The sequence below is a fragment of the Actinomycetota bacterium genome, from assembly GCA_035759705.1.
Classification (GTDB): Bacteria; Actinomycetota; CADDZG01; order JAHWKV01; family JAHWKV01; genus JAJCYE01.
The window spans coordinates 1-14,391 of sequence record DASTUJ010000023.1; the positions used below are offsets into that span (position 1 = coordinate 1).

Here is a 14,391-nt window from a genome sequence, read left to right on the forward strand (position 1 = left end):
GGGCCGCATCCTGTACAAGGGCGAGGACCTGGCCGACCTGTCACCCGACGAGCGTGCCCGCAAGCGCATCTTCCTGGCGTTCCAGTACCCGACCGAGATCCCGGGCGTCTCGGTGGTCAACTTCCTGCGTACCGCCTACAACGCGGTGCACTCGGACAACATCCTCGGCCCTCTGGAGTTCCGCAAGTACCTGCAGACCAAGATGGACCTGCTCGAGGTCCCCAACTCGATCATCAACCGCTACGTGAACGCCGGCTTCTCCGGCGGTGAGCGCAAGCGGGCAGAGGTGCTGCAGATGGCGGTTCTGGACCCGGATCTGGCAGTGCTGGACGAAACCGACACCGGACTGGACATCGACGCCCTGAAAGAGGTCTCAGCCGGTGTGCTGAAGGTCCACAACGAGACCCGCGGCATGCTGGTGATCACCCACTACCAGCGCCTGCTGAACTACATCCAGCCGGGATTCATCCACGTGCTGATCAGCGGCAAGATCGTACGTTCCGGCGGCAAGGACCTGGCTCTGGACCTTGAAGCCAAGGGCTACGACCAGTTCCGGGTCGAGCTCGGGCTGCCCGAAGGGGACGCTGCAGAAGCCCCCAAGTAGCTCTAGGCCTTGCCTGAGCTCCAGTTGAGGAGCCGGGCCACCTCCTGGGTGAGCAGAGGCCTCAGGTTCTTGGTCTCCAGCCGCTCGGCCACCTCTAGGGTGGTGATCTCGTGCGTTACGACGACGTCGGTGAGCAGTTCTGCCGCGTCGTCCAGCTGGTCGGGCCATGCACCCAACATGCCCTCCTCCTCCAGCGACTCGTGCCAGTCGTTCAGGAAGGCCAGGGTGTTCAGCAGGCGCTGAATTTGACCCTCGGAGGCCAGGTGTTTGCCTCCGGCTATCCAGTACAGCGACTGCTCAACGAGGGTGCGCGGAAAGTGTTCGGGCGACATGCCTTCGGGGCTGAGGCTCGACAGCACCTCCAGGGCCAGGTGGACCTCGGCCGGCACTCCGGTGTGGGGTCCTGAGATGAACGCGTTGAGCGACTCGACGTCCCCGAATATGCAGGTGGTCCCGAGGGCGGTGAGGATGCGGTCCTCGTTGTCGGACCGGTGGTAGCAGAGGACGTAGAGGTTCTGGTTGGGACCGAGCATGACCGCGCAAGGCCAGATGCCGGCGGATTCAACCGCCACCTGCCACGTGGCCGAGTAGATGTCCATGGCAATTTATCGGCAACTTTTGCCGGTCGTAAAGGCAAACACCCGGGGAAAGGCCCGGTTTCTAGGTTTTGGGACGGTCGGACGCCTGTTCGATCAGGCCCAGGTTATGGGCCCGGACAACCGCTTCAAGCCTGGTGTGAACCTGAAGCTTCGCAAGGAGGTTTTTCACGTGGTTGCGGACGGTGTGAGTGCTCAGGGTAAGGTTGTCGGCTATCGAGCGGGTGCTCGCCCCTGCGGCAAGACGCGCCAGGATCTCCTTCTCGCGGTTGGTCAACTTGACGTCGGGCCTGGCTTGTTCAGCGTTGCTGGCCAGCCGCTCCATCGTCATGATCGGCAGCATTGTCTGACCTTTGGCAGCGGCTTCAACCGCAACCATGAGTTCCATGACGCTCGATTCAAACGTGATGACGGCTGCGCAGCCGCTTTCGAGGGCGTGTCGGTGCAGCAGGTCGTCCGATGTTTGGGCCAGGATGACCACTCCGATGCCGGTAGCGTCCTGTCTGAGGGCGACACCAAGGCGGATGCCCGACTCCGGCTCTTCGAGGCCCAGAACCACGACATCGGGCTGCAAGCTCCGCACCAACTTAAAAGCATCCTCCGGGCGGAAGGTTGCGCCCACTACTTCCAGGGGAGTGCTCCTCCGAATCGCAGCCAGAAGGCCTTCTAGGACCATGACCTGCTGAACTACGAATAGGGCCTTGGCGTGCAAGGAGTCCACCTTCCTTGGCTTGAATACGCAAGCGTCTCTTTCAGTGCTGTCCGCCCCCCGGCACAACCGCTGATTGCGTCGGACAAGGGTACCAGCGCCTTCTGACAAAGAAGAGATGACTGGTCAGGGGGCGGTCCGTCTCCGGCCTGAAACTTTGACGGCCAGCGACTTCAAGGCTCCGGCAAATAATCGGCTGAAACGAAAAATGACCAGCGCCAGGGCCGAGGCCTGGACGGTCACTAGACCGGCGACAAGAATGCCAGCCGCCCCGGCGACCGGAGCGCCTCCAGCCAGATCTCGAAATCCCAAACTCCAGGTTTGGCGAATCACCGTCCACGCCAAGTCAAAGATCCGCGGCGCATGAAGTGCGACGTTGAGCCCGAACCAGCTGAGAAAGACGCTTGCGGCTATGGTCCACGACATGACGAACAGCCGAACCTTCTTGGTCAGGGCGATCTGGTTTGGGCCCAGAGGAACCCCACGCAAACCCGACCAGACCGGTCTTACCAGGGAAAACAGATCCGGAACCCCAGCCAGGTCGCAGGCCAGGTAGTAACCGTCGAGTCGCATGAAGGGTAGGAACTGTTGAACGATCGTCACATCCTGAGCAAGCAAGGCCCAAAACCACAGCTGGTTTCCGGTTCCTACGTAGGCCCCACCCAGAACCATCGTTAGCAACAGGTTGAAATACACGCCGCCCACGTCGGTCCTAACCCGGCTCCGGCGGTCCATGGCATAGCTCTCGGTGATGTCTGCGTAGAAGGCGGGCCATAGGATGTAGACACCCACGCCGATGGGACCCGGCTGCGCCCCGCCGTAGGAGGTTGCAGCCGCGTGACCGAACTCGTGGAACAGCCCTCCCATGAAGGTGATGGCGACGACGGCAAGCAGGGCTGCCGGTTCCCGAAAAGCGTTGGTCGGATCGAAGGGTTGACCCATCCGAAGTGCGGCAATATGAGCCGCTGTCGCAAGTGCGAGCACCGTCACCACTACCGCAGGGTGAAAAAGGTGCTGAAGGAAGTCTGCTGCGCGCCCTACCGCCCTTGCCGGGACAAGGGTGGCTCGGTTTGTTGCTGCTAGAAAGGGGTGCGGTGCGGGGGCGGACGGCTCACTTCCGAGGATCACTCCATGGGGCGCGAGTTTCTCCAGAAGGAGTTCGGTGTCATCCTCGTCCAAGGTCAGGTCGAGGCCGCGGTTGAGGCGTGCCGTCACCTCCCCGATCTGTCGTTGCCCGTCCAGTTCCTTCGCAAGACCGTACAGAAGTCGGGAAACCATGACGAATTCACCGTCCGGTTTTCGGATCAGGTATCCCGGTTCAACCATGCCGGTACCGCTGAACCTGCCCAGAAGCTGCACCCCTGAAATCAGAGCCGGTGCTTCATGCTCGGTAGGCCCGACGGAAGGAAGGGACCCTGCTGGGCCCCTTCCTTTGCCGGCTGATGGAGCTGGAACTAGACCGAGCCGACTGAACCGATGAGCCAACCGGGACCCGTGGTGTCGACGTTGACACCGACATCACTCACGCCGAGGAGCGGCAAGCCGAGCACCGAAATCGTCGCCATCAGCCGGCGGCTGGGAAGCTGTATCGCCAGCTCTTTGCTGAGGTCAAGTCCCCGGCCTTTGTTGTTCTTCTCTTCCATTTGTTGTTCCTCCTGGAATCGTGTTTCACGTTGAGGCTAGCTTCGGTCCGGGAGGGTCGGGGTGGTAGACCAACTTGCATCAAGTTCCAGTGACTCATCTGGGTCATTTCAAGCCGGATAGCTGGGGAATCCGTGCCTGTGTCAGCCGGATTTCAGCGGGGGAGTGCATATTGGTCTTTGTTCCCCGAGATCCCGAAGCTCTCCCCCTCCCGGATTCTCCCCAGGCAGGAGGTGTGCTTGCAGCATTGGTCTCTAGATTCTCGTGCGCTGGACTATCGTCCGGTCGGTTCAGGAACTATGCATCGTCCGGCTAGGGTCCTTCTCGTCAACATCCCGGTGGTCGAACCGGAGTTGCTGGTTCATTTGCGGGCAGTTGATATCCAGATAGTGGGGGTCTTCGGCCGGTTTGACGAGGGCTTTGAATCAACCTGTGCAGCTCGGCCGGACGTTGTGATTCTCGGTGTCGACCCTCCTGCCGAAGACGAGATAAGGCGGGTGAGGCTACTAAAGCTGTTCTTGCCCGGCGTTACAGTGGTCGCCTTCGCCAAATTGCCCGACGAGGTTGTCGCGCTAAAAGCGCTCGACGGCGGGTGCTCAGGATTGCTGGAGCATTCGATAAACGTTCGCAACTTAACTCTGGCGGTCAACTCGGCCTTAAACGGGCAGCTTTCGTTTCCGCTGGCCGTGGTCGGCCGTTTCCTCACCCAGGTCGACGAGCGCCGTCGAGGCGTGAAGCTCACCGGCCGGGAGCAGGACGTTTTAGCGCTTCTTGCGGAGGGCGAGTCCACTGGCTGCATTTCGGAGATTCTGAGTCTCAGTCCGCACACCGTGCGAAACCACATCCGTAGCATCCTCGGGAAGCTGGGCGTGCATTCGAGAATCGAAGCCGTGCTCAAAGCCGGCAGCCTCGGACTGATAGATCTGGGCAGGGCGGCCGCCAGCTGACAGCGCGGTTTTCCAGCCATAAGGGTCGTAGAGTGGCACGATGTCGCGTCCTGAAGGTTCGATCGAGCCAGTGGGTGTAAGTCCCGTCCGGGCAGGTGCCGAAGCGCCCGGTAGCAGGTCCCGGTCTTTGGGTGATCCCAAGCGGGCCGAGGAAACGCTCAGGTTTTGCCTGGTCGCCCTCGGACTTGAAGCCATACGTATGGCGCAGGTTGACTCAGGTGCAGGTACGCAGGCGGGGACGAAACCTAAGACCGGATCAGGTCGACCAGTGGACCGACGACTGGGTTCGAGAGCAAGGCCTTCATCGTGTGCGAGGAACCATCCGCTACCCGGGAGCTGCGTCAGTATGTTCAGAAGACCAGCGGTAAGCCGTGTGCGGGAAAACCGCATGCACGGGTTGAAAGGGGGATGCGGAAACGGGCTCGCACGAGCATCGCTCCGCTGACTATCAATGGACCACGTGCGGGCTGAGTTCCTGGAGCTGGTCGACTGGCGCCGCCGGGTGTTCGAGATGTACCGGAGGGTGCGCCTGGCCACCGACCCGGCGGCCGCCTGGGTCGAGTGGCGGGAGACCCGAAACGAGCTGTTCCGGTCCCACCCCCAGTCCCCGATACCGCCGGGCGACCGGGCGTCGTTCCGGGGGCTGAGCTACTTCGACTACGACCCTTCGTTCCGCGTCCTCGCCCAGCTGGAATCGGTCGAGCCGGACACCTGGTCGTTCGATGCCAGTGAGGGGACGCTGATCCTCGACTGCGCCGCCCGTGCGTCGTTCACGCTTCTCGAGCAGCCCCTCTCACTCAACCTCTATTGGTTCCGGTCCTACGGCGGCGGTTTGTTCCTTTCTTTCCGGGACGGGACGAGCGGGAGGCAGACCTACGGCGGTTGCCGCTACCTGCTGGACACGGTCAAAGGCGCCGACCTCGGCGAGGCCGGCGGCCGGCTGGTGCTGGACTTCAACTTCGCCTACCAGCCGTCCTGCGCCTACGACCCCCGCTGGGTGTGCCCGCTCGCACCGCCGTCGAACCGGCTGATCATGGAGATCCGGGCCGGGGAACGCCTGTAACGGCTGCGGCTTATTACTAACCAAGGATTGATGGAATGATGATTGGGTAGCTAGAAATCGTACTTATTTAGCCAGGGAGGCCTCGAATGAGAAGACGTTTACTCAGCTCGCGCATGCTTCACAGGAATCGCTTTCAGGTTCTGCACCTCCCCCTGGGACCCTAACCTTGCCCTCCAAAACGCGGTCGCTTTCGGCCGCAGACGTCTCAGATCACATCCGCTCGACGATTTTCACCTCATCAATCGAGGGACGGGTAGGCGCAGAGACCGAATGGTTTCCCGTCTACGAGGATGACCCCACCGCCTACGTCCCCCTCGAACTTCTGCAACAGATCCTCGACCACACGCAGTGCCTTCCCTGCGGGGGCATCCTCACCTTCGAGCCCGGCGGCCAGGTTGAAATCAGCTCCACCCCCGGCCAATCGGTAGCCGCCACCTGCAGCGCAATCGCCTCAGACCTCGCCTGTATGCGCGACAAGCTGAGCCCCCACGGCATCAAGCTGGTCGGCGTGGGCCTGGACCCCATCAGGGACGGGCGGCGGGTGCTGGACCTTCCCCGCTACGAGGCCATGGAGGCCTACTTCGACGCCGGCTGGCCCGAGGGCAGGGCGATGATGAGAGCAACCGCGTCCGTGCACATCAACCTGGACGTCGCCGGGATCCAGGACGGCGCCGAACGCTGGCGGCTGGTCCACGCGCTCGGCCCGACTCTCTGCGCCGCCTTCGCCAACTCCGCGATCGCCCGCGGGAACCCGACCGGCTGGAAGTCGTCCCGCCTGGCTCTATGGCAGGCGATCGACCCCTCCCGCACGCTCCCGACCCCACCGGTGGGCGACCCGGTGGACGCCTGGTGCCGCTACGCGATGCAGGCCCGGGTCATGTTCATCCGCACCCAGAAGGGCGCGGAGCACGTCCGGGACCGGATGACCTTCGCCGCCTGGCTGGAGGACGGCCACGAGCTCGGATTCCCGGACCTTGACGACCTGAAGGTCCACCTCACCACGCTGTTCCCACCAATCCGGCCGAAGGGCTGGCTCGAATTGAGGATGGTGGACGCACTTCCCGATCCGTGGTGGAGAGTGCCCATCGCCATCGCCTCGATGGTCTACGACAGCAAAGCCGTCCGGGTAGTCGACCAGCTCGTGGAGCCGACCGCCGACCTTTGGGAGGTGGCCGCCCGCCAGGGGATGGAGAACCAGTTGCTGGCGGAGACCGCCCAGGCGGTCTTCAACGCCGCTCTGGACGCCCTGGAGCGCATGGACGTCGACGAAGAGACCGCGCTGGTGGTCGAGGCATACAACCGCAAGTTCGTTCAGAAAGGCCGCTCCCCGGCGGACGAGCAGCTCGAAGCGTGGGGGAGGGGCAGCAGCCTGCTGGAACTGGACTCGATGGAGGACACATGGACGTAAAAGAACGTGCAGCCCAGGGCCTCGAGATGGTTCGGCAGCGCTCCCTGCGCCTTGTCGACCCCGTCCCGGAGGAGGACCTGCTGGCTCAGCACTCTCCGATCATGTCGCCGCTCGTGTGGGATCTGGCCCACGTGGGCAACTTCGAGGAGATCTGGCTGGTGCGGACCATCGCCGGCCTGCCGGCCAGCAACCCCGAGCTTGACGACATCTACGACGCCTTCCGCCACGCCCGCAAGGAGCGGACCAGGCTGAAGCTGCTCGACCCCACACAGTCCCGGGTCTACATCGCGGACGTCCGCGGCCGGGTGCTGGACACCCTGGAGAAGGTCGAGCTCAACCCGGCCAACCCGCTCCTGGCCAACGGCTACGTCTACGGGATGGTCATCCAGCACGAGCACCAGCACGACGAGACAATGCTGGCCACGCTGCAGCTTCGGGTGGGGGAGTACCCGGTTCTAGAGCCGGCCCAGCCGGCCCCCGCTCCGCTGGAGGCCAAAGAGGTCCTGGTTCCCGGCGGTTCGTTCGTCATGGGGACCAGTACCGAGCCCTGGGCGTACGACAACGAACGCCCCGCCCACGAGGTGCACCTCGACCCATTCTGGATCGACACCGCCCCGGTCTCCAACCGCGACTACATCGGATTCATCGAGGCCGGAGGTTACGACGAAGGCCGGTGGTGGAGTGAGCGGGGCTGGGCGCACCGCCACGAGGCAGGCCTGGAGCACCCCCAGTTCTGGCTGAAGGACGGAACCGGATGGTCCCGGATCCGCTTCGGCCGGCGTGAAGCCCTTCCGCCGGACGAGCCGGTTCAGCACGTCTGCTGGTTCGAGGCCGAGGCCTACGCCGCCTGGGCCGGTAAGCGCCTGCCCACCGAGGCCGAGTGGGAGAAGGCCGCATCCTGGGATCCTGCAGCCGGTAAGAAGCGCCGTTACCCGTGGGGCGATGCCGAACCCACCCCCGAGCTCGCCAACCTTGAACAGCAGTACTTCCGGCCTACCCCGGCCGGTGCTTTCGCCTCCGGCGCCAGCGCTTATGGGTGCCGTCAGCTGATCGGCGACGTGTGGGAGTGGACCTCATCGGACTTCCTCGCGTACCCCGGCTCGACCGGCTTTCCGTACAAGGAGTACTCGGAAGTCTTCTACGGCAAGGATTACAAGGTATTGCGGGGCGGGTCGTGGGCGACGCACCCGTCGGCGATCCGCAACACCTTCCGAAACTGGGACCACCCGATCCGGCGCCAGATCTTCTGCGGCTTTCGCTGCGCACGGAGCGCGTAGGCGCATGTGCAGGCAGATGGCCTACGTCGGGCCGCCCGTGACACTCGAGAGTCTGATCCTGGCGCCCGAACACTCGCTGCTCCACCAGTCCTACCGGCCCAAGTTCCAGCGCCACGGCACGGTGAACGCCGACGGCTTCGGGTGCGGCTGGTACGTCCCAGACGTGCGGCCGGAGCCTGCCGTCTACCGAAGGGACCGTCCGATCTGGGGTGACCGGTCGTTCGCCAGCATTGCGGGAGTGGTGAGCTCGGGGGCGATCCTGGCGGCCGTGAGGGATGCCACCACCGGGAGCGCGGTGGACGAGTCCAGCACGGCCCCGTTTGCCGAGTCGGGCTGGTTGTTTGCCCACAACGGCAAGCTCGTGGGGTTCGACGGCCCGGAGGGCGTCGCCCTACGCCGGATGCTGTCCGACAAACGAATGGCCACAGTCCGCGGGACCAGCGACTCCGAGGTGATGTTCGGGTTGATCCTGGACCGAATGGACCAGGGAGGCAGCCCGCAGGAAGCGCTGAAGTGGTGCGTCCGCATCTGCACCGAGCTGTCGAGCGGCGGCGCCTTTAACTTCCTGCTGACCGACGGCAGAACCATCCACGCCACCGCGTGCGGCGACTCACTGTTCGTCCTGGAGGGCGGATCGAGGGCCCCCGGCGGGGTGGTCGTGGCTTCAGAGCCGTTCGACGACGACCCGGCGTGGCGACCGGTGCCGGAGTTTTCCGCGGTACAGGCATCCGGCGGAAGGGCCCGGATCACCCCCCTCAAGGAGGACGAATGAGCTTGCAGGCTGGACCGACGACAAAATCCACGGGCGCCGCGGCGGCGCCGGCGCTCATCGCCCACATGGGGCCGGCGGACCTGGAGGCCCAGCTGCGCCGGGATGCGCTCGAAGGGCTCACTGCGCCGGCCAAGAGCATCCCGTCCAAGTGGTTCTACGACTACAACGGGTCGATGCTTTTCGACGAGATCACCAGGCTTCCCGAGTACTACCTGACCAGGGCCGAGCGGCAGATCCTCCGGGAGAGGGCGGCGAGCATCGTGTCGGAGACCGGGGCCGAGACGCTGGTGGAGCTGGGTTGCGGCATGTCCGAGAAGACCAGGGTCCTGTTGGACGCCTTCGGCCGCAAGGGCGACCTTCGGCGGTTCGTTCCCTTCGATGTCGACGGCGACGTCCTCAAGATGGCGGCCGCCGAACTCCTTGAGCGGTACCCCGGACTCGAGGTCCAGGGGATCGTCGGCGACTTCGAACGGCACCTCGACTCCATAGCGGAACCCGGCCGCAGCCTGGTGATCTTCCTGGGCAGCACCATCGGCAACCTGAACGTCGAGCAGCGAAGGTCTCTGCTGGCGCAGCTGTCGGCCAGCCTGAAGCCGGGGGACTCGTTTCTGCTGGGGGTCGACCTGGTGAAGGACGTGGATGTGTTGGAGGCGGCCTACAACGACAGCGCCGGAATCTCGGCGGCCTTCAACCTGAACATCCTGAGGGTCCTGAATGCACGACTGGGGGCCGATTTCGAGATCGAGTCCTTCGACCACGTGGCGAGCTTCAATCTTCAGACCGAGCAGATGGAGATGTTCCTTCGAGCAACGCGTCCTCAGAATGTGCGCCTTGAACTGCTCAACCTCGAAATCTCGTTCGAAGAAGGCGAGATGCTCCATACCGAGATCAGCGCAAAGTTCCGTCGTGAGGGAATCGAGGCAGAGCTGACCCAAGCGGGCCTGCAGCCGGCACATTGGTGGACCGACTCCGACCGGAAGTTCGCCGTCACTCTTTCCCGAAAGCATTGACCCGGCCGTAACGAAAGCTAGCCCTCGGGCATCGTACGGTCGCTAACAGTAAGGATTTCGCGAAGGTCGTTAGTTATTGCTCTAAGTTTCGACTGAACTTTTCCGCGTTCGTGCCGATTAGTTAGGCGGCAAGAGAAGGGCTCCCCTGAGCCCCCACAAGCGGGGAGGTTTTTGTGATTAAAAGCATTTTCGGTTCGGTTGTAGGCAAAGTTACTGCTGTTACTTTTCTTCTCTCGGGCGTCGGCGGCGGCATGGCCGTGACCGGTGCCCTTCCCGGCATCGGACAGGCCCCCACCTACTCCGTAGCCTCGGTTGGCTCCGCTCCCACCGGCCCCGGCGTGGCCCTCGACTTTCCGACCTCGGTCATCGCAGCACCCTCTGTTGAGGCTGCTGCAGTTCCCGAGATCGTCGAAGAGGTCGTGGTCATGGCAGCGCCCCGGAGGGTGAGCGCACCCGCTCCGGCCGCCCCGGCGGCTCCGGCAGCACCCCAGTGCGTCGCCGACCTCACCAACGTACTCAACGCCATCACGGCAGCCATTCCCACCATCACCACCGGCGAGCAGGGCCAGGTCCTTCTGGCCCAGGCCAACGCAGTGGTGGCAGCGGGAACCGAATGTGTCAACCAGGCCAAGCAAGTTGGCTTCCCCGGAGCAGACGGGGTGAACCAGCTGGTGGCTCAGGCCGGCGGACTCGTGACCCAGATCCAGGCGCTTCCGGTGGTTGCAGCACTGACTCCCGAGCAGCTGGCCCAGACCCCCAACATCGTTGGCGGAGTGGTCGGCGGGGTCGGGCAGGTCGTCGGCGGGACGCTAAACATGGTCAACAAGGGGCTGGGCTTGCTGGGCACCGGTCTCAACCTTCTCACCAGCCCGGCGAAGTAAACCTACTGCCCTAGTTCTCAAACCCACAATTTCAAGGAGAGATCAATGCAAGCCAAGTCTGTCGCGGGCAAGGCCGCCCTGAACATTGCGGTCTCCGTATCACTGCTGATGGTTGGAATCGGTGGAGGCGCCGCCCTCGGGCTCGTCAAAGGCCCCACCGCCGCCTCTGCTTCGGTTGCCACTGCCGCCCCCGTCGTCGTCGCCCAAGCCCCCGCCGATGACTTCGTAGCAGCCGGCCTCACCGTGCAGGAGGCCCCTCCCGCCGCAGAAGCCCGCAAGACAACCGTCCGCAAGGTGGTAACCCAGGCAGCTCCCAAGGCGGCCGCTGGTCAGTCGGGTGGAGGAGGCCAGCTTTCGGTCAACGTGCCCGGAACCGCCGGGGCGGTCGCCGTGTCCAACGCCAACTGTGGCGCCAAGCTGGACGACGCAAAGATCAACTGGCTGCTGAACCTCGTAGCCAAGGCCAAGGCCGCCAACCCCGACCAGGCAGCGACTGCCGACCGGGTTGCAGGCCAGCTTCGTTCGGCGATCGGCAAGAACATGTGTGCCGAGGAAGCTCAGGTCCACATCTCCAACATGTGCGCCGATTCTGGCACCAAGGAGTTCATGGCGCTCATGGTCAAGGAGCTTCCGTTCTTCATCCGGCCTATGGTCGGAGACCCGTGCAAGCACGACCTCGTGGCGGCTGCCAACAAGTGGCTTCCCTCTAGCTAGCGCCTCACCCCGGCACCTATCAGGCGGAAAGTTACCCGGCGGAGCCCCGCAACTGCGCTCCGTCGGGTAATCTAGCGTGTCTCGCGACTTGCCCCCTGCGTCCGAAATCTTCAGGCCGGGTAAGTTGGCCGGCCGGTGGGTTCCGCGTCTTCTTCGATCAGTTCCCCCAATTTCGCCGGCTGCCACGACGGGACCTGAGACTGGAGGACAGATCTAATGGCACGCTCAAACATTTCAGGATTTCCGAGGATCGGTCCCCGCCGTGAGCTCAAGTTCGCAACCGAAGGCTACTGGAAGGGCAAGACCTCGGCCGAGGAGCTGAACCAGGTGGCTTCCGACCTGCGCAGCGCCAACTGGAAGCTGATGAAGGACGCCGGTGTGGACCTCGTACCGTCGGGCGACTTCTCCTTCTACGACCAGATGCTGGATGCCGTCACCATGGTGGGCGCCGTTCCGGCCCGCTACGGCCACACCGGCGGTAACGTCGACCTGGACACCTACTTCGCCATGGCCCGGGGCCGCCAGACGGCCGGCCAGGACGTGGTCGCCATGGAGATGACCAAGTGGTTCAACACCAACTACCACTACATCGTCCCGGAGCTGGCCCCCGACACCGAGTTCTCCTACTGCAACGACAAGCCGGTTGCCCACTACCTGGAGGCAAAGAGCCAGGGCATTAACACCGTTCCCGTGCTGGTCGGCCCCGTGACCTTCCTGCTTCTCAGCAAGCCGGCCCCGGATGTCGCCGACGACTTCGACCCCCTGTCCCTACTCGACAAGATCTTGCCGGTGTACGAGCAGGTTCTGGCCCAGCTGGGCGCCGAGGGCGCCGAGTGGGTGCAGCTGGACGAGCCCGCCTTTGTGCAGGACCGTCAGGCTGCCGACCTGGACGCGCTGAAGGTCGCCTACGACCGCCTCTCCCAGGTCGCCGGAAGGCCCAAGATACTGGTCAAGACCTACTTCGACCACGTCGGAGAGGCCTACCCGGTACTTCGTGACCTTCCGGTCGAGGGCATCGGGCTGGACTTCGTCGCCGGGGCGGAGAACGCCAGGCTGATCGCCGAGCAGGGCTGGTCCGAGGGCAAGACCCTGTTTGCCGGAGTCGTGAACGGCCGCAACATCTGGATCAACGACTTTGCCAAGACGCTCGAGCTGCTGGAGAGCCTGAAGGGTGCGGCTTCGGAGATAGTCGTCTCCACCTCGTCGTCACTGCAGCACGTTCCGGTCGACCTGACGCTGGAGAAGGACCTGGACCCCGAGATCGCGTCCTGGCTGGCCTTTGCCGTCCAGAAGGTCGACGAGCTGGTGACCCTCACCAAGGGCTTCACCGATGGGCCGGAGTCGGTCTCAGAAGCCCTAGAGGCCAACAAGGCCACTCTCGAGGGCCGTCGATCCTCCTCCCGCTCCATCAACCCCGGCGTTCGCAACCGCCTGGAGGGCCTCAGCGAGAAGGACTACTCCCGTTCGGCCAGCTACGCCGACCGTTCGGTGGTCCAGCAGGCCGAGCTCAACCTTCCGCTGTTCCCCACCACGACCATCGGCTCGTACCCGCAGACCGACGAGATCCGCCGGGCTCGTGCCCAGCTGAGGTCGGGCGCCATCACCCCCGAGCAGTACAAGGAGGAGATGAAGCAGGAGGTCGAGCGGGTCATCCGGTTCCAGGAGAGCGTCGACATCGACGTCCTGGTCCACGGCGAGCCCGAGCGAAACGACATGGTCCAGTACTTCGCCGAGCAGATGGACGGCTATCTGTTCACCACCAACGGGTGGGTCCAGTCCTACGGCAGCCGGTGCGTGCGCCCGCCGATCATCTACGGAGACGTCCACCGCCCCTACCCCATGACCATCGAGTGGGCCAAGTACGCCCAGTCGCTGACCGACCGCCCGGTGAAGGGCATGCTCACCGGCCCGGTGACGATGCTGGTCTGGTCCTTCGTCCGTGACGACCAGCCCTGGTCCGACACCTGCACCCAGCTGGCCCTGGCCATCCGGGACGAGGTCAACGACCTGGAGGCGGCGGGCTTCCGGGTCATCCAGGTCGACGAGGCCGCGCTTCGTGAGGGCATGCCCCTCCGCAAGGAACGGGCCAAGGACTACCTCGACTGGGCGGTTCGCTGCTTCCGCCTGACCACCTCGGGCGTCGCCGACAAGACCAACATCCAGATGCATATGTGCTACTCGGAGTTCGGCGACATCATGCAGGCCATCGACAACCTCGATGCCGACGTCGCGCTGATCGAGGCGGCTCGCTCCAACATGGAGCTGCTCGGCGACTTCGTGAACGCCGGCTACGTGCGGGCGGTTGGCCCGGGCGTCTACGACATTCACTCGCCCCGGGTCCCCTCGGTCGACGAGATGACCGAGAAGCTGAGGGTGGCCGCCAGCATGCTTGACCGCCGGTGGATCTGGGTAAACCCGGACTGCGGTCTCAAGACCCGCGGTTGGGCCGAGACTGAGCCCAGTCTTCGGAACATGGTCGAGGCGGCTGCCCAGCTTCGCAAGGAGTTTGCAGCGCTGGAAGGCTCGTCGGCCTGAATTTTTCCCCGTTCGCGGGGAGAAGGGGCTAATGTAGCCAGATGAACGACCTGGGCGGGAGGCGCCTCTATCTTCTGATCGCCGGGGTGCTGGTGGCGGTGTCCGCCCCCCTCCTTCTTGTTGTCTTCGCCCTGAATGACAACGCGCCCGAGCCCACCCAAGCCGGTTCACCCACCCGCGAGGTAGCCGGCTCCCTGCTTGCGATGGCTACCGACACCGCTTCGACGACCCTGG

At 64.1% G+C, this 14,391-nt stretch carries 15 protein-coding genes; 11 read left to right on the forward strand and 4 right to left on the reverse strand.

Going from position 1 to position 14,391, the window contains the following annotated elements:
• Positions 1-604 (forward strand): Fe-S cluster assembly ATPase SufC (sufC, locus tag VFV09_01485; GenBank protein ID HEU4866375.1); only part of this gene is annotated, 604 nt, incomplete at its 5' end.
• A 2-nt stretch (positions 605-606) separates the two neighbouring features.
• On the opposite strand, the gene VFV09_01490 is transcribed toward sufC, so the two are convergent.
• The 4 genes from VFV09_01490 to VFV09_01505 all read right to left on the reverse strand — a co-directional run bounded on the left by VFV09_01490 (position 607) and on the right by VFV09_01505 (position 3,552).
• Positions 607-1,203, reverse strand: a complete 597-nt coding sequence (locus tag VFV09_01490) for a hypothetical protein (protein HEU4866376.1) — start codon at positions 1,201-1,203, stop codon at positions 607-609.
• A 61-nt stretch (positions 1,204-1,264) separates the two neighbouring features.
• Positions 1,265-1,783 (reverse strand): response regulator transcription factor, encoded by a 519-nt coding sequence (locus VFV09_01495; GenBank protein HEU4866377.1) that lies wholly within the window; start codon positions 1,781-1,783, stop codon positions 1,265-1,267.
• A gap of 252 nt (positions 1,784-2,035) precedes the next feature.
• Positions 2,036-3,268, reverse strand: coding sequence for a hypothetical protein (locus VFV09_01500; protein ID HEU4866378.1), 1,233 nt, complete (start codon positions 3,266-3,268; stop codon positions 2,036-2,038).
• A 95-nt stretch (positions 3,269-3,363) separates the two neighbouring features.
• Positions 3,364-3,552, reverse strand: coding sequence for a hypothetical protein (locus VFV09_01505; GenBank protein ID HEU4866379.1), 189 nt, complete (start codon positions 3,550-3,552; stop codon positions 3,364-3,366).
• 336 nt (positions 3,553-3,888) lie between these two features.
• Between VFV09_01505 and VFV09_01510 the strand changes: the two genes are divergently transcribed.
• The 10 genes from VFV09_01510 to VFV09_01555 all read left to right on the forward strand — a co-directional run.
• Positions 3,889-4,497, forward strand: a complete 609-nt coding sequence (locus VFV09_01510; protein HEU4866380.1) for a response regulator transcription factor — start codon at positions 3,889-3,891, stop codon at positions 4,495-4,497.
• A 451-nt stretch (positions 4,498-4,948) separates the two neighbouring features.
• Positions 4,949-5,560, forward strand: a complete 612-nt coding sequence (locus VFV09_01515; protein HEU4866381.1) for a DUF1684 domain-containing protein — start codon at positions 4,949-4,951, stop codon at positions 5,558-5,560.
• 166 nt (positions 5,561-5,726) lie between these two features.
• Positions 5,727-6,968 carry a glutamate-cysteine ligase family protein gene (locus VFV09_01520; protein HEU4866382.1) on the forward strand — a complete coding sequence of 414 codons (1,242 nt, stop codon included), beginning with the start codon at positions 5,727-5,729 and terminating at the stop codon, positions 6,966-6,968.
• The gene (egtB, locus tag VFV09_01525) at positions 6,959-8,245 is read left to right on the forward strand and encodes an ergothioneine biosynthesis protein EgtB (GenBank protein ID HEU4866383.1); all 1,287 of its coding nucleotides are present in this window, start codon (positions 6,959-6,961) and stop codon (positions 8,243-8,245) included. The genes VFV09_01520 and egtB overlap by 10 nt, the downstream gene beginning before the upstream one ends.
• Before the next feature lie 4 nt (positions 8,246-8,249).
• Positions 8,250-9,017: an ergothioneine biosynthesis protein EgtC gene (egtC, locus tag VFV09_01530; GenBank protein ID HEU4866384.1), complete on the forward strand. Its 768-nt coding sequence runs from the start codon at positions 8,250-8,252 to the stop codon at positions 9,015-9,017.
• Between the two features lie 65 nt (positions 9,018-9,082).
• Positions 9,083-10,027: an L-histidine N(alpha)-methyltransferase gene (gene egtD, locus VFV09_01535; GenBank protein ID HEU4866385.1), complete on the forward strand. Its 945-nt coding sequence runs from the start codon at positions 9,083-9,085 to the stop codon at positions 10,025-10,027.
• A 173-nt stretch (positions 10,028-10,200) separates the two neighbouring features.
• A complete protein-coding gene (locus VFV09_01540) occupies positions 10,201-10,908 on the forward strand; it encodes a hypothetical protein (GenBank protein HEU4866386.1) in 708 nt (235 codons plus the stop codon).
• Between the two features lie 45 nt (positions 10,909-10,953).
• Positions 10,954-11,622: a hypothetical protein gene (locus tag VFV09_01545; GenBank protein HEU4866387.1), complete on the forward strand. Its 669-nt coding sequence runs from the start codon at positions 10,954-10,956 to the stop codon at positions 11,620-11,622.
• A 216-nt stretch (positions 11,623-11,838) separates the two neighbouring features.
• Complete coding sequence (metE, locus tag VFV09_01550; protein HEU4866388.1) at positions 11,839-14,157, forward strand: 5-methyltetrahydropteroyltriglutamate--homocysteine S-methyltransferase; 2,319 nt, start codon at positions 11,839-11,841, stop codon at positions 14,155-14,157.
• A gap of 41 nt (positions 14,158-14,198) precedes the next feature.
• Positions 14,199-14,391: hypothetical protein (locus VFV09_01555; protein ID HEU4866389.1), on the forward strand; the 193-nt coding region annotated here is incomplete at its 3' end.

Excerpts from the sequence above, each read along its gene's own strand:
- VFV09_01490 (HEU4866376.1), bottom strand. The coding sequence starts at position 1,203 with ATGGACATCTACTCGGCCACGTGGCAGGTGGCGGTTGAATCCGCCGGC.
- egtD (HEU4866385.1), top strand. The coding sequence starts at position 9,083 with ATGGGGCCGGCGGACCTGGAGGCCCAGCTGCGCCGGGATGCGCTCGAA.
- VFV09_01505 (HEU4866379.1), bottom strand. The coding sequence starts at position 3,552 with ATGGAAGAGAAGAACAACAAAGGCCGGGGACTTGACCTCAGCAAAGAG.
- VFV09_01545 (HEU4866387.1), top strand. The coding sequence starts at position 10,954 with ATGCAAGCCAAGTCTGTCGCGGGCAAGGCCGCCCTGAACATTGCGGTC.
- metE (HEU4866388.1), top strand. The coding sequence starts at position 11,839 with ATGGCACGCTCAAACATTTCAGGATTTCCGAGGATCGGTCCCCGCCGT.
- egtB (HEU4866383.1), top strand. The coding sequence starts at position 6,959 with ATGGACGTAAAAGAACGTGCAGCCCAGGGCCTCGAGATGGTTCGGCAG.
- egtC (HEU4866384.1), top strand. The coding sequence starts at position 8,250 with ATGTGCAGGCAGATGGCCTACGTCGGGCCGCCCGTGACACTCGAGAGT.
- VFV09_01515 (HEU4866381.1), top strand. The coding sequence starts at position 4,949 with ATGGACCACGTGCGGGCTGAGTTCCTGGAGCTGGTCGACTGGCGCCGC.